General features: G+C 60.1%; 15 protein-coding genes. 11 read left to right on the top strand and 4 right to left on the bottom strand.

The window, feature by feature from the left end:
• The first annotated feature begins 288 nt into the window (after positions 1-288).
• The 7 genes from glnA (at position 289) to O3299_RS22200 (ending at position 10,742) form a co-directional block, all read left to right on the top strand.
• A complete protein-coding gene (glnA, locus tag O3299_RS22230) occupies positions 289-1,704 on the top strand; it encodes a type I glutamate--ammonia ligase (RefSeq protein WP_070219258.1) in 1,416 nt (471 codons plus the stop codon).
• Positions 1,705-1,888: 184 nt separating this feature from the next.
• Positions 1,889-2,371, top strand: coding sequence for a DUF4124 domain-containing protein (locus O3299_RS22225; protein WP_099668212.1), 483 nt, complete (start codon positions 1,889-1,891; stop codon positions 2,369-2,371).
• A 5-nt stretch (positions 2,372-2,376) separates the two neighbouring features.
• Positions 2,377-3,465: a nitrogen regulation protein NR(II) gene (gene glnL / locus O3299_RS22220; protein ID WP_251349796.1), complete on the top strand. Its 1,089-nt coding sequence runs from the start codon at positions 2,377-2,379 to the stop codon at positions 3,463-3,465.
• Between the two features lie 48 nt (positions 3,466-3,513).
• Entirely contained in the window at positions 3,514-5,001 is a 1,488-nt protein-coding gene (gene ntrC / locus O3299_RS22215; RefSeq protein ID WP_099665310.1) for a nitrogen regulation protein NR(I), read from the top strand.
• A gap of 139 nt (positions 5,002-5,140) precedes the next feature.
• Positions 5,141-6,106, top strand: a complete 966-nt coding sequence (corA, locus tag O3299_RS22210) for a magnesium/cobalt transporter CorA (protein WP_034760218.1) — start codon at positions 5,141-5,143, stop codon at positions 6,104-6,106.
• A 134-nt stretch (positions 6,107-6,240) separates the two neighbouring features.
• Complete coding sequence (locus O3299_RS22205) at positions 6,241-7,614, top strand: GAF domain-containing sensor histidine kinase (RefSeq protein ID WP_099665309.1); 1,374 nt, start codon at positions 6,241-6,243, stop codon at positions 7,612-7,614.
• 374 nt (positions 7,615-7,988) lie between these two features.
• Positions 7,989-10,742: a TonB-dependent siderophore receptor gene (locus tag O3299_RS22200; RefSeq protein ID WP_305063227.1), complete on the top strand. Its 2,754-nt coding sequence runs from the start codon at positions 7,989-7,991 to the stop codon at positions 10,740-10,742.
• Positions 10,743-10,822: 80 nt separating this feature from the next.
• On the opposite strand, the gene O3299_RS22195 is transcribed toward O3299_RS22200, so the two are convergent.
• Positions 10,823-12,454 carry an NAD(P)/FAD-dependent oxidoreductase gene (locus O3299_RS22195; RefSeq protein WP_289899852.1) on the bottom strand — a complete coding sequence of 544 codons (1,632 nt, stop codon included), beginning with the start codon at positions 12,452-12,454 and terminating at the stop codon, positions 10,823-10,825.
• 536 nt (positions 12,455-12,990) lie between these two features.
• Here O3299_RS22195 and O3299_RS22190 point away from each other — a divergent pair.
• Positions 12,991-13,305, top strand: a complete 315-nt coding sequence (locus O3299_RS22190; protein WP_305063226.1) for a hypothetical protein — start codon at positions 12,991-12,993, stop codon at positions 13,303-13,305.
• Between the two features lie 638 nt (positions 13,306-13,943).
• Positions 13,944-17,006, top strand: a complete 3,063-nt coding sequence (locus O3299_RS22185) for a TonB-dependent receptor plug domain-containing protein (RefSeq protein ID WP_289899854.1) — start codon at positions 13,944-13,946, stop codon at positions 17,004-17,006.
• 157 nt (positions 17,007-17,163) lie between these two features.
• Here the strand turns inward: O3299_RS22185 and O3299_RS22180 are convergent, their stop codons facing one another.
• Positions 17,164-17,889, bottom strand: coding sequence for a 16S rRNA (uracil(1498)-N(3))-methyltransferase (locus O3299_RS22180; RefSeq protein WP_305063225.1), 726 nt, complete (start codon positions 17,887-17,889; stop codon positions 17,164-17,166).
• Between the two features lie 188 nt (positions 17,890-18,077).
• Between O3299_RS22180 and tkt the strand changes: the two genes are divergently transcribed.
• Both tkt and gap read left to right on the top strand, forming a co-directional pair.
• A complete protein-coding gene (tkt, locus tag O3299_RS22175) occupies positions 18,078-20,075 on the top strand; it encodes a transketolase (RefSeq protein ID WP_289918071.1) in 1,998 nt (665 codons plus the stop codon).
• 79 nt (positions 20,076-20,154) lie between these two features.
• A complete protein-coding gene (gap, locus tag O3299_RS22170) occupies positions 20,155-21,165 on the top strand; it encodes a type I glyceraldehyde-3-phosphate dehydrogenase (RefSeq protein ID WP_010395244.1) in 1,011 nt (336 codons plus the stop codon).
• Positions 21,166-21,230: 65 nt separating this feature from the next.
• On the opposite strand, the gene O3299_RS22165 is transcribed toward gap, so the two are convergent.
• Positions 21,231-21,425, bottom strand: a complete 195-nt coding sequence (locus tag O3299_RS22165; RefSeq protein ID WP_251349803.1) for a hypothetical protein — start codon at positions 21,423-21,425, stop codon at positions 21,231-21,233.
• A gap of 138 nt (positions 21,426-21,563) precedes the next feature.
• Positions 21,564-22,340, bottom strand: coding sequence for a YoaK family protein (locus tag O3299_RS22160; RefSeq protein ID WP_251349804.1), 777 nt, complete (start codon positions 22,338-22,340; stop codon positions 21,564-21,566).
• Positions 22,341-22,342: the final 2 nt, after the last annotated feature.

Below are 22,342 nucleotides of genomic sequence, written 5' to 3'. Positions count from 1 at the left end.
GGAGGCATTTTTCGGTAATTCGCACAAAATGCACGATAATGGTGCGTTATTCGTTTTTTGCACTTGCTTAGTGCATTCTTGATTTGACGCAAACGCGTGTCAAAATCGCGGGCAGGAAAACTTTCACTGGGATGGCAGCAATTTTGTTGCCGGCACCAGGGGGCTCCGGGAGCTGGCATGGAATCTGCTATGATCCTTATGAGTTTTGGTGGCACGCAATGTTTGCTTCGCTTCATCAGCCCAGACGCACTAAGGTCGGCTCACCCCACATTCATTTAGGAGATACGCATGGCAATGACAGCCGCAGAAGTCTTGAAGATGGTAGAAGAAAACGAAGTCAAATTCGTTGATTTCCGCTTTGCCGATACCCGTGGTAAAGAGCAGCACGTGACGGTTCCCGTGTCGCACTTCGACATGGACAAATTCGAGTCGGGCCACGCCTTTGACGGTTCTTCGATCGCTGGCTGGAAAGGCATTGAAGCGTCCGACATGATCTTGCTGCCGGATCCAAACACGGCCAATATCGACCCGTTCATGGAAGAAACGACCCTGTTCATGCAGTGTGACGTGATCGAACCGTCGGACGGCAAGGGCTACGACCGCGACCCGCGCTCGATCGCGAAACGCGCCGAAGCCTACCTGAAATCGTCGGGCATGGGCGACACCGCCTACTTCGGCCCTGAGCCGGAATTCTTCATCTTCGACAGCGTGCGCTGGAAGATCGACATGTCGGGCTGCTTCGTCAAGATCGGTTCGGACGAAGGTTCGTGGTCGACCGGCAAGGACATCGAAGGCGGCAACAGCGGCCACCGTCCTACCGTCAAGGGCGGCTATTTCCCAGTACCACCAGTGGACAGCTTCCAGGACATGCGTTCGGAAATGTGCCTGATCCTGGAATCGCTGGGCATCCCGGTTGAGGTACATCATCACGAAGTGGCCGGCGCCGGTCAAAATGAAATCGGCACCAAGTTCTCGACCCTGGTCGAGCGCGCCGACTGGACGCAAAACCTGAAATATGTGGTGTGGAACGTGGCGCACAGCTATGGCAAGACCGCCACCTTCATGCCGAAACCTATCGTTGGCGACAACGGTTCGGGCATGCACGTGCATCAATCCGTATGGAAAGATGGCAAAAACCTGTTCGCCGGCGACGGCTATGCCGGCCTGTCCGATTTCGCCCTGTACTACATCGGCGGCATCATCAAGCACGCCAAGGCACTGAACGCGATCACCAACCCGGGCACCAACTCGTACAAGCGTCTGGTACCAGGCTACGAAGCGCCAGTGAAACTGGCGTACTCGGCGAAAAACCGTTCCGCCTCGATCCGTATCCCGCACGTGGCCAATCCAAAAGGCCGCCGCGTCGAAGCGCGCTTCCCGGATCCGCTGGCGAACCCGTACCTGTGCTTCGCCGCACTGCTGATGGCCGGCCTGGACGGCGTTGCCAACAAGATCCATCCGGGCGAAGCCGCCTCGAAAGATCTGTACCATCTGCCGCCGGAAGAAGATGCACTGATCCCGACCGTGTGCGCTTCGCTGGAAGAAGCACTGGAAGCCCTGGACAAGGACCGCGAGTTCCTGACCCGCGGCGGCGTGTTCAGCGATTCCATGATCGACGCTTACCTGGAACTGAAAATGCAGGACGTACAGCGCATGCGCATGACCACGCATCCTGCCGAGTTCGACATGTACTACTCGCTGTAATGGCGCCACGCCGGCAATGTGCCGGTAGTGAATAAAAAACGCGGGTGAGGCGATGGTCTTGCCCGCGTTTTTTTTATGCAAGGCGCCAAGGCGGTGACAGTGCGGTGTTGTATAGTCGGCCCAGGAACGATGCGGCACGAGCCGACAGGAGTGAAGATTGACCAAGCATTACAGAATGGCGCTGATGGCAGGATTGCTGGGCGCGGCGGCACAGGCGCACGGGCAGCTGTATGTGTGCGCCGATGCGCAAGGACACAAGACGTACACGGACAGGAGTGCTGGCAAACATTGCCAGTTGCTCGATTTGCCGGGCGCCATGACGGAGCCGCCACGCAGGACGGCGCCGCTGGCCGGTGCGCCTGTCAGGCCCGCCCTGCAGGCGGCGGCCACGGCGGCGCCTGCCGCCGGCGCGTTTCCCAAGGTCGATGGCGCCGAGCAGCGCGCGCGCGACCTGGACCGGCGCCAGATCCTGCAGGACGAATTGCGCAGCGAAGAGCAGAAACTGGCGGCGCAGCGTCTGGAATTTAACGGCGGCCAGCCCGAGCGCCAGGGCAATGAGCGCAACTACGCGAAATACCAGGAAAGAGTGGCGCAGTTGAAGGACAACATTAGCCGGACACAGCAAAACGTCGAGGCCCTGAAACGCGAGATCGCGAATATCCGGTAAAGCACATGACACTAGACAACCATTCCAGCCGTCCCGCCCACCTGGCCGGCCTTGATTTGCTGGCCTCGGCCGTGATCCTGCTCGATGGCGACGGCCGCATCAGCTACGCCAACGCGGCGGCGGAAAACTTGCTGGAAAGCTCCTTGAAGGCTCTGTCGCGGCAAAAGCTGACGGCGTTGTTCCTCAATCCCGAGGAGCTGGCCGGCATTTGCGCGCAGGCGCTCGAACACAAGTTTTCCGACTTGCGCCAGGACCTGAGCCTGGAGCGCCTGGGGCGCGAGCCGCTGCGCGTGCACAGCATCGTCAGCGCGCTCGACGCGCCGCGCGACGGCGTGCTGATCGAGCTGCGCGAAAACGTGCAGCAGTTAAAGCTCGACCGCGAGGAGCGCATCCTCGACCAGAGCCAGGTCAACAAGGAGCTGATCCGCAACCTGGCGCATGAAATCAAGAACCCGCTGGGCGGTATCCGCGGCGCGGCCCAGTTGCTGGAGCTGGAATTGCCGGCCCTGCACCTGAGCGAACTGCGCGAATACACGCAAGTCATCATCAAGGAAGCGGACCGCCTGCAAACCCTGGTCGACCGCCTGCTGGCGCCGCACCGCCGTCCGCACATCGTGGGCGACGTGAATATCCACGAAGTGTGCGAAAGGGTCCGCAGCCTGATCCTGGCCGAATTCCCCAGCGGCCTGACCATTGCGCGCGATTACGACGCCTCGATCCCCGAGTTTCGCGGCGACAAGGAGCAATTGATACAAACCGTGCTCAATATCGCGCACAACGCGGCGCAGGCCCTGGCCGAGCGCATCGAGGCGGGCGATGCGGAGCTGATTTTCAAGACGCGCGTGGCGCGCCAGGTGACCCTGGCCAAGGTCCGTTACGGCCTGGCATTAGACTTGCATATCATTGACAATGGACCGGGCATCGCACCCCAGATCCGCGACCGGATTTTCTACCCGCTGGTGTCGGGCAGGGAAGGCGGCAGCGGGCTGGGACTGACCTTGGCGCAAACCTTCGTGCAACAGCACCTGGGCGTGATCGAGTGCGAAAGCCGGCCTGGATACACCGATTTCAGGATCGTTCTACCCTTGCCATAAGCGAGGAGGTATCCCACCCATGAAATCCATTGCGGGACGCACACACTAATGAAGCCAATCTGGATAGTTGACGACGACGAATCAATCCGCTGGGTGCTGGAAAAAGCCCTGGCGCGGGAAAATCTCGCCACCAAGAGTTTTGCCAATGCGCGCGACGCCATCGCCGCACTGGAATTTGACACGCCGCAAGTGCTCGTGTCCGATATCCGCATGCCGGGCGCCTCCGGCCTGGAATTGTTGCAGACGGTCAAGTCGCGCTTTCCCGGCTTGCCTGTCATCATCATCACGGCCTTTTCCGACCTCGATTCGGCCGTCGCAGCCTTCCAGGGCGGCGCCTTCGAATACCTGGCCAAGCCCTTCGACATCGACAAGGCTGTCGAGCTGATCCGCCGCGCGCTGGAAGAAAGCCTGCGCGAGACGAGCGTCGAGTCGGGGCCGTCGGAAACGCCGGAAATCCTCGGCCAGGCGCCGGCCATGCAGGAAGTCTTCCGCGCCATCGGCCGCCTGTCGCAATCGAACGTGACGGTGCTTATCACGGGCGAATCCGGTTCCGGCAAGGAACTCGTGGCGCGCGCGCTGCACAAGCACAGCCCGCGCGCGGCGCAGCCGTTCATCGCCCTCAACACGGCGGCGATCCCGAAGGATTTGCTGGAGTCCGAGTTGTTCGGGCATGAACGGGGCGCGTTTACGGGCGCCCAGACGACGCGCCGGGGCCGCTTCGAGCAAGCGGAGAACGGCACCCTGTTCCTCGACGAGATCGGCGACATGCCGTTCGACCTGCAGACGCGCTTGCTGCGTGTGCTGTCCGACGGGCATTTCTACCGCGTCGGCGGCCACCAGCCCATGAAGGCGAACGTGCGCGTCATTACGGCCACGCACCAGAACCTGGAGCAGCGTGTGCGCGACGGCCTGTTCCGCGAAGACTTGTATCACCGGCTGAACGTGATCCGTTTGCGCCTGCCCAGTTTGCGGGAGCGGCGCGAAGATATCCCCATCCTGGTGCGCCACTTCCTGGTGCAAAGTGCACGCCAGCTGGGCGTGGAAGCCAAACGCATGAGCGAGCCGACGATGCAGTTCCTCAGCAGCCTCGATTTGCCCGGCAATGTGCGCCAGCTGGAAAACCTGTGCAACTGGATCACCGTGATGGCGCCGGGCCAGACGGTGGAAATCAAGGACTTGCCGCTGGAATTGACGCAGGGGCAGGGCGATGGTGCCGCCACGGCGGCAGGCGAGCCTGCGCCGGCGGTCGTTGCCCATGTGCATGGCGGCCAGGTCTTCGAGGCGGCCGCGCCCGCCAACGGCGCGCCGCCGGGCTGGATTGGTTTACTGGAATTGCAGGCGGCCGGCATGCTGGGCGCGGGGCAGCAGGAAGTCATGGCCGTGCTGGGACGCCAGTTCGAGTCGGCCCTGATCAAGACGGCGCTCAAGCATACGCACGGGCGCAAGAACGACGCCGCCGTGCGCCTGGGCATCGGCCGCAACACCATCACCCGCAAGATCTCGGAACTGGGCATCGACGGCGCCAAGGACGATTGACGCAGGTCAGGACGGGGGCTCCCCCGTCCGCTTTTCCACGCGGCGTCCTTCGCACGCCACAACACGCACTGCAGGCGATAAGGTAAGCTGGCGCCTGCCGGACTGTTTCGTCCGGTGTTAACTTGAACTGTGGAATAGCATGCTCATAAACTGCGTGGCCTACCAGGATGGCAAAAAACTGGCCGACTTGCCGATCGACGATATCAGCGATTACGTCGAGCGCCCCGATTGTTTCGTCTGGGTCGCCCTGCTCGACGCCACGCCGGACGAGCTGAAACAGATGCAGCACGAGTTTTGCCTGCACGAACTGGCGGTGGAAGACGCGCAGCGGGGCCACCAGCGCCCGAAGATCGAGGAATATGGCGATTCCCTGTTTGCCGTGGTGAAAACCGTGGAAATGGTCGAGAACGAACTGGTGCTGGGCGAAGTCGACATTTTCGTGGGCGCCAATTACGTGCTTTCGTCGCGCAGCAACAGTTCGCAAGGTTTCCTGGGCGTGCGCGCGCGCGCCGAGCGCGAACCGCATCTGCTGCGCCAGGGCTCGGCCTTCGTGCTGTACGCGCTGATGGACGCCGTCGTCGATCGCTACTTTCCCGTGCTCGACGCGCTGGAATCGGAGCTGGAACTGATCGAAGACCGCATCTTCGACCGTGGCACCGAGCGCGACAATATCGAACGGCTGTATCAATTGAAACGCAAGGTCATGGTCTTGCGCCACGTGGTGGCGCCCCTGATGGAAGCGGTGGGCAAGCTGCACGGCGGGCGCGTGCCGCCCCTGTGCCACGATACCCAGGAGTATTTCCGCGACGTGCACGACCACCTGGCGCGCATCAATGGCACGCTCGACACCATCCGCGACACCATCAGCACGGCGATCCAGGTGAATCTGTCGATGGTGGCCATCGACGAGAGCGAAGTGAACAAGCAGCTGGCGGCCTGGGCGGCCATCTTCGCCGTGTTTACGGCGTTTGCCGGCATCTGGGGCATGAACTTCAAGTTCATGCCGGAGCTGGACTGGCATTATGGCTATCCGGCCGCCGTGGCAGTGATGAGCTGTGTCTGCGGTTATATGTATTACTTGTTCAAGCGTTCCGGCTGGCTGTAAAAAATTCCTGTGTATCTGTATTATTAAGCAATAGCCAGGGGTACAATCGCGGCAGGTCCGCTGGGGCGGGCCATGGCTGAGAGTCGCCGCGCCGGCAGGTGTGTCTGCGCTTCCGGTGCCGTGCAGGAGCATTCATGAGTATTCCGTTGTTTGATGTGAATTCGCAAGAACCCCTGTTCGATGCCGAGCAGCGGCGCACCCTGGCGGAAGCGGCCCTGCGCTCGATTACCGCCTCGACGGCGCACGCCCGGGGCGACGACTTCCTGCGCATCCTCGTCAAGGACCTGGCCGAAGCGCTCGACGTGCACTATGTGATCGCCGGACGCCTGGTGCGCCTGGAAGATGGCAGCGAAGGCATCCGCACCCTCGCCCTGTGGGGCGGCGACGGTTACCAGCCGAATATCGAATACAGCCTGCAGCACACGCCATGCCAGGACGTGACGTGCCAGAGCATGTGTTTTCATGGCAGCGATATCCAGCGTCGCTTTCCATTCGATACCCTCCTCGTCGACATGCAGGCGGAAAGCTATGTCGGCATGCCGCTGATCGATACCGATGGCAAGACCCTGGGCATCCTGTCGGCCATCGACACGCGGCCCATCGATGAAAACAAGCGTTTGCTGGCCTTGCTGCTGCTGTCGATCTTCTCGGCCCGCGGCGCGGCCGAGCTGCAGCACCAGGAGCGCACCCAGCAGCTGGAAGAAATCGTGCGCGTGCGCACCGAATCGCTGCTGGCGGCGCAGGCCAACCTGATCGAGCAAGAGCAGATGGCGGCCCTCGGCTCGCTGGTGGCCGGTGTCTCGCATGAAGTCAACACGCCCATCGGCGTGGCGCTGACGGCCGCGTCGAGCATGGGCAGCTATGCCGACCAGCTGGTGCAGCTGCTGGGCGGCGCCAAGGTCAGCCGTGCCGAACTGATCGACATTGCCGAGTCGCTCAAGGGAGCGGCCGCCTTGATCGAGCGCAACCTGGCGCGCGCCGCCGACCTGATCGGCAATTTCAAGCAACTGGCCGTGGACCAGGTCAGCGAATACGTGGCCGACCTGGCGCTGCACGACTATGTGCACGGCCTGGTGTCGGCCCACAGTCCGGAATTGCGCAAGGCGGCGCTGGGCGTGGAACTCGATATCGCGCCTGATTGCCAGGTGCGCCTGGCGGCCGGCAAGCTGTCGCAAATCCTCTCGAACCTGCTGATGAACAGCGCCCGCCATGGCTATCCGCAGGGCGGGCCGGGGCGCATCACGATACGCGCGCGCATCGAGGAGGATGACACCGACGCGGCTGCGCGCTGGCTGCTGCTCGATTTTTCCGACGACGGCATCGGCCTGGCGCCGGCCGTGCGCGAACACATGTTCGAACCGTTCTTCACCACCAAGCGGGGCCAGGGCGGCTCCGGTCTGGGCATGCACATCGTCTACACCATCGTGCAGCAACTGGGCGGCCAGGTGTGCGCCATCGACAGCACGCCCGGCTGTCATATACAGATCAGGCTGCCGCTGGCCAGCTGACCACGGCTGCTCTGTACGCTATCTTTGGGTGGCATGCCTGCCTGACTTCTATTTTTTTCACAATGTTGTATGTATGCCATACGCGACGTGAGTTCTGTTGACACCAAGAATATCCCCGTGATTCTATGTAGTTGTCTAGCTAACTTTCAGTTGGCTGGCCTCGGCTGTTGTACCGACATCGTGGTTCGCCTTCCCTCATGCGGGAGCGGGGCTGGCACACTGTCGAACGTGCGGTGCAGGAAGAGTGCCTTTAGGAGAGTGGATGCAGTCCGGATAGCAGCTTTGTTGCTTACATAATGCAAAAATGAAAAGGGTTCGTCATGCTTAAAGAAACCGTCATCTCCCGTGCCGTTCGCATTGTCTGTGCCGGTGGCATGGCAGCGGCTTTGTCCGTTGCCTCGCAGTCTGCGGTGGCGCAAGATACGCAGATACAGCGCGTGGAAGTCACCGGCTCGTCGATCAAGCGCATCGCCGCCGAAGGTGCCTTGCCCGTCACCGTGTTGACCGCCGAAGCCATCCGCACCTCGGGCGCCACTTCGGTCACCGACCTGGTCAAGAAACTCTCTTCCGCCCAGGGGGCGACGACGGAAAGTTCTTCGGTCGGGGGCAGCACCTTCGGTTTCTCCGGCATTTCCGTGCATAACGTGGGTGAGACGCGTACGCTCGTCTTGCTGAATGGCAAGCGCCTGGCCCAGTTCGGCGGCCAGACCCTGACTGGCTTCGCCGCCGGTTTCGACTTGAATTCGATTCCTATTTCCGCCATTCAGCGCGTTGAACTGCTGACCGACGGCGCGTCCGCCCTGTATGGCGCCGACGCCATTGCCGGCGTGGTCAACTTCATTACCAAGCACGACACGACGGAAGGCGATGTGAGCATCGGCTATTCGGCGCCAAAGAACGGTGCGCGTGAGAAACGTATCAGTGCCACCAAGGGCTTCGGCAACCTGGAAGACGATGGCTACAACGTGGTGCTGACCTTTGGCCACGATGAACGCGACAAGTTGACCTCGGTCGACCGCTCGTTCGCCAACACGGGCAAGGTGCAATTCTCGGCCAACGGCAAACGCTATCAGAAGCAGCAGTTTTCGGTCAGCCCGATTCCCGCCAACGCCGTTGATGACAATGGCCAGCTGATCAGTCCCTATCAAAAGCTCAACGGCTCCTGCCCCGCCAAGACTTTCCGCGTGCTTGAACCGTATGCCGACCCGGATGGCACCCCGCGCTTGAATGACTACTGCGGTTATGATTTTGTTAAGGACCTGGAGATCTATCCGGAACGCAAACGCGACAATTTCATGGCGTCCGGTACCTTCAAAGTCGCCGGTCACGAAGTGTATGCCGACGTACTCTTGTCGCGCACCAAGCAGACCTCGCGTATCGCCCCCGTGCCGGGCGAGATTTCCATCGATAAGGGAACGCCGCTGCATGACAAGTATTTGTTGCCGATCGGTATTACCGGTGACAGCGTGGCGGCCTATCGCCTGTTCGACATGGGACAGCGCACCTCGAAGGATACGGCCGACTTCGCCAGTGTGGTGGTGGGCACGCGCGGCGTGGCCGCCGGCTGGGATTACAATGCCTCCTACAACTTCTCGGAAAGCCGCGTAAAAGGCAGTATTTCCGGTTATCCTGGCGCGATTGCCGTCGGCAACCTGACATCGAGCGGTTTACTCGATCCCTTCGTCGGTCCGGGCAAGCAATCGGCTGCGGCGCAGGAAGCCATCAAGGCGGCCGCTTTCACCGGCTACTGGGATGGCGGCACGTCGCGCTTGCAAACCATCAATTTGAATGGTTCGACGGAAATACGACGCTTGCCGGGCGGCGCCATGATGCTGGGCGTGGGCGCCAACATCAATCGCGAGGAATTCTCTTCCAAACCGAGCCCGTTTGCACAGGGCATCCTGGCCGACCCAGTGAAGGGCACCTTGTGCGGCGGCGCGGCGGGACTGGAGTGCGACCAGCGTTTCGGCGATGCCGCCAGCAGCAAGCCGTACAGCGCCAGTCGCACGTCGAAGGGCGTGTTCAGCGAAATTATCGCGCCGGTGCTGAAGGAACTGGAACTGGGCGCGGCCCTGCGTTTCGATGAATTCTCGGACTTCGGCGGCGCCACCACGGCCAAGGCCAGCTTCAAGTGGACGCCGGCCCCCACCTTGCTGATCCGCGGCTCCGTTGGCAATGGTTTCCATGCGCCGACAGTGCCACAAGTTAACGCCTTGCAGCGCGGCTATGGCGTTACCAGCGACAAGTATACTTGTACGCCGGCCCTGCAAGCGATTGCCACGCGCCTCAATGCCCAATGCCAGCCAGGCAACCACCAGTACGATCAGTTGGCCGGCGGCAACCGCAACTTGCAGCCAGAGAAGTCGAAACAGGCCACCCTGGGCTTCCGCTACGAGCCGATCAGCGCCATTACCCTGGGCGCCGACCTGTGGCATGTACAGATCCGCGATTCCTTCGGCCAGTTGACCGAGCAGCTGGTGTTCGCCAATCCCACGGCATATCCGAAATCGTGGGGCGTGAATACGGACGTCGGTACGGGCAAGACCTACCTGGCCTTCCTGGCCGATAACCAGAACTTGGGCAAATCGTTCGCCACCGGCGTCGATATCGATATCAGCGCCCGTTACCGCTCGGGTATCGGCCTGTTTACCTCGCAGCTGAACGCGACGCAGATGTTGCGCGAGGATATACAGCTGGAACGCGGTGGTCAGTATTATTCTGCGCTGGGTAACTATGCCGAACTGGGCACCGTGACTTTCCGCACGCGCGGCCAGTGGACGAACACCCTGAAAACGGGCAACTGGGCCAATTCGCTGACGGTCAACTTCCTGTCCGGCTACAAGGACCAGAAAACGACGGTCGACGTGATCGACGCTTCCGGCGCCGTGACGGGCCAGGAAGATATCCGGATGCGGGTCGGGTTCTATTCGACGCTTGACTGGCAGACGGTCTGGACTCCCAGCAAGAGCTGGGTTTTCACCGCAGGCGTGCTGAACCTGACCGACAAGAGCCCCCCGTTCGTGCCATCGACGTCCGGCGCGAACCGCGGCCAGCAATTCGGCTATGACGACCGCTACTATGATCCGCGCGGCCGTACCGGCTACCTGAATGCCTCGTACAAGTTTTAATCGTCAGGTACAGGTATAAAAAAAACCGGCACATGGTGCCGGTTTTTTTTCGTCCCGCCGCAGGGCGGAGGCAGCGTGGCCTAGCCGCGCGCCGCCATCGACAGGGCCACCGCTTCGGCCACCTTGATGCCGTCGACGGCGGCCGACAGGATGCCGCCCGCATAGCCGGCGCCTTCGCCGGCGGGGAACAGGCCCCGCGTGTTCAGGCTTTGCAGGTCGTCGTCGCGGCGCTTGATGCGGATCGGCGACGAGGTGCGCGTTTCCACGCCCGTCAGCACGGCGTCGGCCTTGTAGTAACCCTTGATTTGCTTGTTGAACGCTGGAAACGCTTCACGCAGCGCCGTGATCGCGTATTCGGGCAGCGAAGGCGCCAGGTCCGTCAGGTGCACGGCCGGCTTGTACGACGGCACCACGCTGCCAAATTCCGTCGAGGCGCGGCCAGCGACGAAATCGCCGACCAATTGCCCTGGAGCATCGTAGTTGCCGCCACCCAAGGCAAATGCGCGCTCTTCCAGTTCGCGCTGCAGGGCGATGCCGGCCAGCGGGTCGCCCGGATAGTCGGCCGGCGTGATGCCGACCACGATGGCGCTGTTGGCGTTGCGCTCGTTGCGCGAATACTGGCTCATGCCGTTCGTCACCAGGCGGCCCGGTTCCGAGGCGGCCGCCACCACCGTGCCGCCCGGGCACATGCAGAAGCTGTAGACGGAACGGCCATTGCTGGCGTGGTGCACCAGCTTGTAGTCGGCCGCGCCCAGGATCGGGTGGCCGGCGCTGGGGCCGAAGCGGCAGCTGTCGATCAGGGATTGCGGGTGTTCCACGCGGAAGCCGATCGAGAACGGTTTCGCTTCGATGTACACGCCGCGCTTGTGCAGCATTTCAAAGGTGTCGCGCGCGCTGTGGCCGATGGCCAGCACGACGTGGTTGCTGGCGATGGTTTCGCCATTGTCCAGCACTACGCCGCGCACCTGGCCGCCGTCGGCGCCTGGCACGATGTCGAGATCGACCACTTTGCTGCTGAAACGGTATTCGCCGCCCAGCCGCTCGATATTCGCGCGCATTTCTTCCACCATCTTGACCAGGCGGAAGGTGCCGATGTGCGGCTTGCTCACATACATGATTTCCTCGGGCGCGCCCGCCTTGACGAATTCCGTCAAGACCTTGCGTCCGTAGTGCTTGGGATCCTTGATCTGGCTGTACAGCTTGCCGTCCGAGAAGGTGCCGGCGCCGCCTTCGCCGAACTGCACGTTCGATTCGGGATTGAGCTCGCGCTTGCGCCAGAAGCCGAAGGTGTCGACCGTGCGTTCGCGCACCTGCTTGCCCCGTTCCAGGATGAGGGGACGCAAGCCCATCTGCGCCAGGATCAGCGCCACGAACAGGCCGCACGGGCCCGTGCCGATGACGATGGGACGCGGTTCAGTGCTGTGGCCAGCCAGCTGTTCGCCGCCAGCGACGAATTTATAGTCGGTGTCGGGTGCGGGCATCAGGTGCACATCGTGCTGCAGGCGCGCCAGCACGGCCGCTTCATTCTTGACGTCCACATGCAGCGAGTAAATCAACACCACGGCGCTGCGCTTGCGCGCGTCATAGCTGCGTTTGAAGACGGTAAAGCCGAGCAAATCGGCCGCAGCGATGCCCAGGCGCGCCAGGATGGCGGCGGGCAGGGCCGCTTCGTCGTGTTCGAGGGGGAGTTTTACTTCGTTGAGTCGCAGCATGGTGTCTATCCGAAAAGTGCAGGGCTCCGTATCTAGCGGAGAGTGGGCAGCCGCGTGGCGCGGCGCAAGGCGGCATTTTACTCCTTCTTGCAGGCAATGCATGGCGGCCTGGGCGGATGTCGGGCCATTTTCCTGTCGCATGGTCGTTATCGGCGGCCGGGTGCCGCACGGGAAGCGGCGCGTCTCCTGACGCCACGTTCGCGCCGATGCCTGACGCGATGGCGCGGCACGACAGCGCGCTTCCGCAGCGCACCATTCTGGTGCGCCAGCCTGTCGTTTCGCCGCCACGGCAGGCATGGGCAACGCGACAGGCTGACTTTGTCCGAAGGCTTGATGGCCGGGGCCGTTGCCTGTTTTTAGATATTGCCCATTTTGTGCACGGTGCGCTGTTGTTGCGATATCAAATTACATGCTTGTTGATCGGACGATTTTTGAAGCTGCGATAAGAAGTTGAATATCAATATGTATAGGCAAATTATGAATTTTCTTGCCAAGTTGAATGGACAAGAGGTGCTGCAGCGATGCGGGGAGAGGGGATGTTCCGCAGCCGCGGGAAGGCTGCCATCGTGGCATGGCGGGTCAGCGTGCTGCTGGCGTTGCCACATTTAACCTGCGCGCATGGGAGGGAAGTTGCGAGCCGGCGCCGGCCATCAAAACCTGTTTTTAATTCCAGATTATTGTATGCAATAACTGCAGATGTTATTCCATGCGATTCTCATCGAGAAATAAGGGCATTGCGTTATTGCGTTATATTTTCTGATTTCCCAGATATGGATTTTTTGATGGTGCTGATTTTTTATTTCTCGGAGGGGCGAATGCAGGGTGTGTTTCTATTTATTTTTTTATTCTGATAATGAATATGGAAATTCTATTTCCGGATATTGATAATCGTTGGTGCGTCTAATAACTTATATTCAAACGCAAATAACTCCGTGAGAAGTATTCATACAATGTAATTGAAAACTTCAGGTTTGAATAGTTCAATTCCATCGGGTGTTGTCAATCTGCAACAGGTCTGCCGCCATCCCGCATGCTTCGCATGCTCGGAAGGCGGCGTTTCAAGGGCTGCAGGAGCGCCATGGCAGGTATTCCACGTTCTGGCCATGGGCGGGAGGCGAGCGCAACGTCGTGTGTTTTCAAACAATAATTTTTCGCATATTAATATGCGTTTTTTTGCAGTGCATCAAATTGGTGCATTGCCGCACAATCTTGGACGCATTTGCCATTGTCCGGCGCCATTCATTTTTGTTGTATCTTTGCATCATATTTTCCTACTATGTTGACAGTGAACAATCGCATATGGTTTTATGTATCGCTTAGGCAAGTAGGTTTTTCCTGTTTTGTCTGAAGCCTGCCATATCAGTGGTGGGAGAGTGTCAAATCATCAAAAACTAAAACCGGAAATAAAAACGTATTAAACATGATTTAGTGCTTAAAATTTACCAAGCAACTCTACCAGAGACGCTTAATCTAATAATTAGGAAACCACATGTTGAGAAAAACAGTTTTAGTTCGTGCGCTGGCGCTGGCCTTCAGCGCCGGCGCCATGTCCGCCATGGTCGTTGCTCCCGTCATGGCGCAGTCGAACGCAGCAGGTAGTATTTTTGGTAAGGTCGGCAGCGGCGCTGGCGATACCGTCGTGTTGCAAAACAATGGTACCAACCAGACGCGTTCCACGGCAGTTGATGCAAACGGTGCATTCCGTGCCACGAGTCTGCCTATCGGCACCTATACCGTGACGCTGAAGAAGGGCGAATCGGTTGTTGGCACCACGTCGCTGGAAGTGCTGGCCGGTCAAGGCGTCGAGGCGATTTTCCCTGTTGCTGGCGGCGTTCAGGCCGTGCAAGTGACGGGTCGTCGCAACCGCATCGATATCTCGAGCTCGACCAATGGCGCGACCTTCACCGCGCGCGAGCTGGACAAGTTGCCGATCGCACGTAACGTCGAGGCAATCGTTCAACTCTCCCCGAATACCACCCGTGGCGATCCGACCTATCCAGCCGGAGCCAGCTTCGGTGGTGGCGGCGCTTCGGAAAATGCCTACTACATCAACGGTTTCCCGGTAACCAACCCGCTGTCGCAGTTGGGCGCGATGGAACTGCCATTTGGCGCGATCGCTCAGGCTCAAGTTTTGACGGGCGGTTACGGCGTTGAATTTGGCCGTTCGGTTGGCGGCGTGGTCAACGTCACGACCAAATCCGGTACCAACACCTGGGAAGCCGGTGCCCTGGTCTCGATCGCACCGAAGTCGTTGCGCGCCAAGTCGCGTGACATGTACTACGCCAATACCGGCGTGTTCCCGCAAACAGACGGGACCCTGCGTATTCGCCGCGAAGACAATGAATTCGAGCAAAAACAGTACTCCGCCTATGTTGGTGGTCCGCTGATCAAGGATACCTTGTTCGGTTTCGTTGCACTGGAACAAACTCGCGCCGAAAGCAATGGCGTCTTCGGCGGCCGTACCGCGCTGACTAACGATAGTAACGGCTGGCGCGACTACAAGACCACCACGCAGCGCTACTTCGGTAAGTTGGACTGGAATATTTCCGATAATCATCGCATCGAGTTCACCACGATCGGTGACTTGCCAGAGACCGATACGCAATTCCGTTCGTACAAATACGATACCCGCGCCGTCGGCAGCAAGGTCAATTCGTCTACCCACGAAGAATACGGCCCATTCAACCCGAACGGCGGCGAAGCCAACATTGCGCGCTACGTTGGTAACATTTCCGATAACCTGACCGTCACGGCCCTGTATGGCCAGTCGCGTGCCAAGCATATCTATCAGCCTACGGGCTACGATCCAACGCTGGCACAAGTGAGTGCGGCAAAGGCGGATCAGGCGCAAGGCTTGAACTACACGGGCGGCCAGCCGTTCTCGACCAATCAACCAGTCAATGGTGCCATCGACCGCGTAACGTCCAAGCGTCTGGATTTGGAATACAAGATTGGCAACCATACCCTGCGTGCTGGTCTGGACAATAACAAGATGTCCTCGACAGACGCTGGCGACGCCCTGGCCGGTGGCGTACTGTGGTTGTACGGCAAGACACCGGATGCCACTCAGCCATTTAACGTTCCTGGCGGCCAAGTTGGCGTGCTGGCAGGCAAGGGCCCGCTCGCATCGCAAGGTTTTTATGTGTCGCGTGTCTTGTCCTCGACCGTATCGAATGCTTTCGCTGGTCAGGATGCTCAGTACATTGAAGATCGCTGGCAAGTGACGAAGGACGTGTTGCTGACCGCAGGTCTGCGTCGCGAAGGCTTCTACAATGCCAACCAGGACGGCACCAAGTATATTGAGATGAAGAACCAATACGCTCCACGCGTAGCAGCAGTGTGGGACGTGAATGGCGATGCATCGTTCAAAGTATTCGGTAGCGCTGGCCGTTACACCCTGCAAATGCCAACCGTGATCGCTCTGCGCGGTGCAAACGGTTCGCTGAACACCAACCAGTACTACGCTTACACGGGTACGGATGCGCATGGTGCGCCAACGGGCTTGACCCAGTTGACGGATGTCTTGTCTGCAAACAATGAATTCGGTCAAGCAAAAGATCCGAAAACCGTTGCTGCACTGGACATGAAACCATCGTTCCAGGATGAGTTGACCCTGGGCTTTGAAAAGGCCTACAACCCTAGCCTGAATTTCGGTGCCAAGGTTACTTACCGTACCCTGAAGTCGACGATCGATGACTTCTGCGATGGCCGCGTGCTCATTAAATACGCCAAGCGTAATGGTATCGACACTTCGAACTACGGCGGCTTTAACTGCGCATCGTTCAACCCGGGCGAAGCAAATGACTTCCTGGTTGACTTCGCAGGTACGCAGTCCAACTACACCCGCGTCCACCTGACGAAGGAAGACCTGGGCTTCGACAAGGCCAAGCGTACTTACGCTGCACTTGATGTGTTTGCTGAGCATCCATACCGTAACGGCTGGTATGGTAAGGTCAACTACACCCTGTCGCGCAGCAGCGGCAATACCGAAGGTCAGACGCTGTCCGATACCACGACTGGCCAGGCAGACGTTGCCGCTACCCAGACCTGGGATTACGCAGCACTGATGCGCTATGCGGATGGCCGCCTGCCAAATGATCGTAAGCATCAGATCAAGGCTTACGGCTTCTACGACCTGACCCCAGAGTGGACCGTGGGTGCAGCCGCCTTGCTCGCTTCGGGCCGCCCACGTTCGTGCGTTGGTACCAACCCGAACACGCAGTCGGTCGAAGATAAGGACTTTAACTATCAGTCCGCTTCGCACTATTGCTTCGGTGCAACTGGCAATCAGAACGTTCCTTCGCCACGTGGCGCCGTGGGCAATCTGCCATGGGACAAAAACCTGGACTTGAACGTGGCGTACAAACCAGCGTATGTGCCAGGCCTGTCTGTGAAACTGGACATCTTCAATGTGTTCGACACGCAAACCACGCAAAAAGTGGTCGAGCGTTACAACACCAACCAGGGACGCTATGCTCTGTATGAATCGGTACTGAGCTACACCGCACCTCGTTCGATGAAGTTCACCGCTGAGTTCAACAAGAAGTTCTAATTGTGTGATGGCCGCCGGCTTGCCGGCGGCTTGCAAAAGACACGATTTCAGTAAAAATGCCGCGCCCTGTCAGACAGGGCGCGGCATTTTTTTTGGCTATGTCCACGGCAGGCGTGGGAACGCCCCCGGCGTTGCCTTCAATATGGTTTCTGGCCTCTTACATCCCGCCCCACAATGCCGCCAGGGTGGCCAGCGCCGTCAGGCCTGCCGTTTCCGTGCGCAGGATGCGCGGGCCCATGGCCAGGCCGATGGCGCCGGCGGCCAGCGCGGCCTTTTCTTCCGCTTCCGAAAAGCCGCCTTCCGGGCCCACCATCACGGTGATCGCCTGCGGCGGCTGGTGGCGGGCCCAGTCGGCCAGCGACTGCTCCGCGCGCGGCGTCAAAATGATGCGCTTATGCAAATCTTGCTGGCGGCTCCAGTGATTGAAATCCTGCAATGGCGCCAGCTGGGCCAGGCGGTTGCGCCCGGATTGTTCCGAAGCGGAAACGATAATGCCTTGCCAATGCGCGAGTTTTTTCTCGGCCCGCTCGGCGGACAGGCGCACGACGCAGCGCTGCGCCGACAGCGGCACGATGCCCGCCGCGCCCAGTTCGATGGCTTTTTCGATGATCCAGTCCATTTTGGACGCTTCCGGCAAGGCCTGCGCCAGGGTCACGGCATACGGCAGCTCCGCTTCGCGCGCCACGTGCGTCTGGATTTCAGCCGTCACGCTGCGCTTGGCGACCGTCACCAGGCTCGCCTGCACTTCGCCCCCTTCGCCATTGAACAGGGTGATCAGGTCGCCCGGCGCCAGGCGCACGACCTGGATATGGTGGGCGACAGCCTCCGGCAGGGCGATGGTGGTGCCGGCAACGAGCGGCTGGGGACAGAAAAAACGCGGCATGCAAATCCTCAACGGGGGTATAAGTGGGGTGGAAAGACGTCAAAGTATAGCCATTTGGCGGGCCAGTACGCCGCAATTCTAATTTGCGGCCCCCCAGTCTGGTAAAATACTTGACCACAGAAAGCAGCCGGCTTCCCTGTCCGTGCTGTTGCAAACGAATTCCAAACTCGCGACTGACCCATACCATCATGACAACTACGCTCCCGACTACCAAAATGGCCAATGCGATCCGCGCACTGGCAATGGACGCTGTACAAAAGGCCAACTCCGGCCATCCAGGCATGCCGATGGGCATGGCCGAGATTGCAGTTGCCCTGTGGAGCGGTCACTATCGCCACAATCCCGCGAATCCAAAATGGCAGAACCGCGACCGTTTCCTGTTGTCGAACGGCCACGGCTCGATGCTGCACTACGCGCTGCTGCACCTGACCGGTTACGAACTGTCGATGGATGACATCAAGGCGTTCCGCCAGATGCATTCGAAAACCCCGGGCCACCCGGAAGTCGATGTCACGCCAGGCGTGGAAACGACCACCGGCCCGCTGGGCCAGGGCATCGCCAACGCCGTCGGCATGGCCTTGTCGGAGCAATTGCTGGCCGCTGAATTCAACAAGCCTGGCTACGATATCGTCAACCACTACACCTACGCCTTCGTGGGCGATGGTTGCCTGATGGAAGGTATTTCGCACGAAGTGTGCGCGCTGGCCGGTACCCTGGGCTTGAACAAACTGATCGCCCTGTACGATGACAACGGCATTTCCATCGACGGCAAAGTCGAAGGCTGGTTCACGGACGACACCCCGGCCCGCTTCGAAGCGTACGGCTGGAACGTCATCCGCGCCGTCGACGGCCACGATGTTGCCGCCGTGGCTGCCGCCATCGCCGCCGCCAAGAAGGCCAGCAAGCCAACCTTGATCTGCTGCAAGACCATCATCGGCAAGGGTTCGCCGAACCTGCAAGGCGGCGACAAGGTCCACGGCGCCGCGCTGGGCGACAAGGAAATCGCTGCCGTACGCGAATACATCGGCTGGGATGCCGCCCCGTTCGAAATGCCGGCCGACGTGTACGCGGCCTGGGATGCCAAGAAGCAAGGCGCTCTGCTGGAAGCGGACTGGAACGAGCGTTTCGTCGCTTATGGCCGCGAATTCCCGCAGCAAGCCGCTGAACTGAGCCGCCGCATGCAGGGCGACTTGCCCGCCGCGTTTGAAACGGCGCTGTCGGCCGCCATCGCTTCCTGCGTCGAGAAGAAAGAAAACATTGCCACCCGCAAGGCCAGCCAGAACGCCATCCAGGCACTGGCGTCGTCCCTGCCGGAATTCCTGGGCGGCTCGGCCGACCTGACCGGTTCGAACCTGACCAACTGGAAAGAGTGCGTAGCCGTGCGTTCGGGCCAGCCTGGCAACCACATCAATTACGGCGTGCGCGAATTCGGCATGAGCGCCATCATGAACGGCATTACCTTGCACGGCGGCTACATTCCGTTCGGCGCCACGTTCCTGACGTTCTCCGACTACAGCCGCAATGCGCTGCGCATGGCTGCCCTGATGAAACTGCGTTCGATCTTCGTGTTCACCCACGATTCGATCGGCCTGGGCGAAGATGGCCCGACGCACCAATCGGTCGAGCACGTCTCGTCGATGCGTTTGATCCCGAACCTGGACAACTGGCGTCCGTGCGACACCGTCGAGTCGGCTGCTGCCTGGGGCGCCGCCGTGCGTCGCAAGGATGGTCCGTCGACCCTGATCTTCTCGCGCCAGAACCTGCCATACCAGGAGCGTAGCGCCGAACAGATCGAGAACATCTACCGCGGCGGCTATGTGCTGAACGACGTGGCCGATGCCAAGGCGATCCTGATCGCCACCGGTTCCGAAGTGGAACTGGCCGTCGCCGCCGCCAGCGCGCTGGCTGCCGAAGGCATCGCCGTGCGCGTGGTGTCGATGCCGTCGACCGACGTGTACGACCGCCAGGACGCCGCCTACAAGGCCAGCGTGCTGACGAAAGGCGTGCCGCGCGTGGCCATCGAAGCGGGCGTGACCAGCTTCTGGTACAAATACGTGGGCCTGGAAGGCGCCGTGGTCGGTATCGACACGTTTGGCGAATCGGCTCCGGCCGGCGTGCTGTTCAAGCACTTCGGCTTCACGGTCGAGAATGTCGTAGCCAAGGTTAAAGCCGTTATCGCTGGCTAATATTGATTTTGAGCAGACCCTGGTCATGTGCTGGCCGGGGTGCTGTGCTGATACCTTTTTTTTTAATCAGGAGCAGAGTATGACGATCAAAGTTGCAATCAACGGCTACGGCCGCATCGGCCGTAATGTATTGCGCGCTTTCTACGAAGGCGGCAAGAAACAGGATATCCAGATCGTTGCCATCAACGACCTGGGCGATGCCAAATCGAACGCCCACCTGACCCGCTATGACACCGCGCACGGCAAGTTCCCGGGCACGGTCACCGTCGAAGGCGACAACATGATCGTCAATGGCGATCCGATCCGCGTATTCGCACAGCGCAACCCGGCTGAAATCCCATGGGGCGAGCTGGGCGTGGACGTCGTGCTGGAATGCACGGGCTTCTTCACCACCAAAGAGAAAGCTTCGGCTCACTTGAAGGGCGGCGCGAAAAAAGTCATCATTTCGGCACCAGGCGGCAAGGACGTCGATGCTACCGTCGTGTTCGGCGTGAACCACTCCGTGCTGAAATCGACGGACACCGTCATCTCGAACGCTTCGTGCACCACCAACTGCCTGGCACCGCTGGTCAAGCCGCTCAACGACGCCATCGGCATCGAAACGGGCCTGATGACCACCGTGCATGCCTACACCAACGACCAGGTGCTGTCCGACGTGATGCATGAAGACCTGCGCCGCGCCCGTTCGGCCACCATGAGCATGATCCCGACCAAGACGGGCGCCGCTGCCGCCGTGGGCCTGGTGCTGCCTGAGCTGAATGGCAAGCTGGACGGTTTCGCCATCCGCGTGCCGACCATCAACGTGTCGCTGGTCGACCTGTCCTTCATCGCCAAGCGCGACACCACCGTGGAAGAAGTCAACGCGCTGATGAAGGCCGCTTCGGAAGGCGCCCTGGAAGGCATCCTGACGTACCAGACCGAACCGCTGGTCTCGATCGACTTCAACCACAACCCGGCGTCGTCGAACTTCGACTCGACCCTGACCAAAGTGTCGGGCCGCCTGGTAAAAGTGTCGTCGTGGTACGACAACGAGTGGGGTTTCTCGAACCGCATGCTCGACACCACCGTTGCATTGATGTCGGCCAAGTAATCTTTTGACCGCATAAGAAAAAACGCCCTTCGGGGCGTTTTTTTTCGTCTGTTGCTTTAGTCCGCTTACTCAGGGTCGACGTTGGCGCACTGTGCGTACCAGAGTTCGCAGTCATTGTTATTGCCCTGATAGCAGCTGTTCAAGAGATAGGTGCACGTATCCGGCGGTCTGCGTGCATGTTCGGTCGCGTTACTGGCAAACGAGGCAGCGATGCCGACGGCAGTGGCAAAGACAAACAGGGCTTTTTTGATGGAAATCATTTTTCTCGCTTTCACAATTGGACAACGATAGGGTGTCAAATCAAAACGCCGTCCTGCCAAGCCTGATCGGCTCGCTGGACGCAGAAAAATATTAGCATTAAAACCAGTATTTTATTGCTTTAAAGAAAAATATTTTTGCTAACGGAGGATGTGCAGGCGGCGCCGGTAAAAGCGCCACAGCAGGCGCAAGTCGCGCAGCACTGGCACGCCCGACAGCAGGGTCAGCACGCCGGCGAGCAGGATGGTGGCGGCAGGAAAGCCGATGTGCTTGAAGGCCAGGGCGCCGCTGACGCCGCCGATGAAGAAGCAGGCGATCAGCAGGCTGTGGGTTCTCAGCTTGCCGCGGTTGACCTTGACCATCCGGTCCGGCAGGTGGCGCCGGTTGTAATACGCCATCTTGCCCAGTTCGATGCCGATGTCGGTGGACAGTCCCGTCACGTGCGTGGTGCGGATGACGGCGCCCGAAATCTTGGTGATGATGGCGTTTTGCAAACCCATGACAAAGCACAGCAGCAAGATGGTGACGGGGCCCAGCACGTCGGGCATGGTGGCCAGGTAATTGCCCGTCAAGCCGAACAGCAATAACAGGGCCGCTTCCAGCAGCAGGCTGGCGGCAAACTGGCTGTGCAGGCGCCGCCGCTTGCCCCAGTTCACCATGATGGCCGTCACGGCCGCGCCGCTGACAAAGGCCAGCCACGCGCCCAGCGCCGCCAGGGCCAGCGTGATATTGCCCAGCGCCAAGTCATCCGCCATGCCCGAGACGATGCCCGTCATGTGCGAGGTATAGCCGCCGATGGCAAGAAAGCCGCCCGCATTCACGGCGCCGGCCACCAGCGCCAGCACGCAGCCCAGCTGCAGATTGGCTTGCGTATCGCGCGCCGATCCGCTCAGGCGGGACAGGTAATGAAGCGGCATGC

This window comes from Janthinobacterium sp. SUN176, assembly GCF_030587335.1.
Classification (GTDB): Bacteria; Pseudomonadota; Gammaproteobacteria; order Burkholderiales; family Burkholderiaceae_D; genus Janthinobacterium; species Janthinobacterium kumbetense.
This window is presented reverse-complemented; position numbering and strand designations above follow the sequence as displayed.

Coding starts and splice junctions, on each gene's coding strand:
- glnA (WP_070219258.1), top strand. CDS start 289: ATGGCAATGACAGCCGCAGAAGTCTTGAAGATGGTAGAAGAAAACGAA.
- O3299_RS22225 (WP_099668212.1), top strand. CDS start 1,889: ATGGCAGGATTGCTGGGCGCGGCGGCACAGGCGCACGGGCAGCTGTAT.
- glnL (WP_251349796.1), top strand. CDS start 2,377: ATGACACTAGACAACCATTCCAGCCGTCCCGCCCACCTGGCCGGCCTT.
- ntrC (WP_099665310.1), top strand. CDS start 3,514: ATGAAGCCAATCTGGATAGTTGACGACGACGAATCAATCCGCTGGGTG.
- corA (WP_034760218.1), top strand. CDS start 5,141: ATGCTCATAAACTGCGTGGCCTACCAGGATGGCAAAAAACTGGCCGAC.
- O3299_RS22205 (WP_099665309.1), top strand. CDS start 6,241: ATGAGTATTCCGTTGTTTGATGTGAATTCGCAAGAACCCCTGTTCGAT.
- O3299_RS22200 (WP_305063227.1), top strand. CDS start 7,989: ATGGCAGCGGCTTTGTCCGTTGCCTCGCAGTCTGCGGTGGCGCAAGAT.
- O3299_RS22195 (WP_289899852.1), bottom strand. CDS start 12,454: ATGCTGCGACTCAACGAAGTAAAACTCCCCCTCGAACACGACGAAGCG.
- O3299_RS22190 (WP_305063226.1), top strand. CDS start 12,991: ATGTTCCGCAGCCGCGGGAAGGCTGCCATCGTGGCATGGCGGGTCAGC.
- O3299_RS22185 (WP_289899854.1), top strand. CDS start 13,944: ATGTTGAGAAAAACAGTTTTAGTTCGTGCGCTGGCGCTGGCCTTCAGC.
- O3299_RS22180 (WP_305063225.1), bottom strand. CDS start 17,889: ATGCCGCGTTTTTTCTGTCCCCAGCCGCTCGTTGCCGGCACCACCATC.
- tkt (WP_289918071.1), top strand. CDS start 18,078: ATGACAACTACGCTCCCGACTACCAAAATGGCCAATGCGATCCGCGCA.
- gap (WP_010395244.1), top strand. CDS start 20,155: ATGACGATCAAAGTTGCAATCAACGGCTACGGCCGCATCGGCCGTAAT.
- O3299_RS22165 (WP_251349803.1), bottom strand. CDS start 21,425: ATGATTTCCATCAAAAAAGCCCTGTTTGTCTTTGCCACTGCCGTCGGC.
- O3299_RS22160 (WP_251349804.1), bottom strand. CDS start 22,340: ATGCCGCTTCATTACCTGTCCCGCCTGAGCGGATCGGCGCGCGATACG.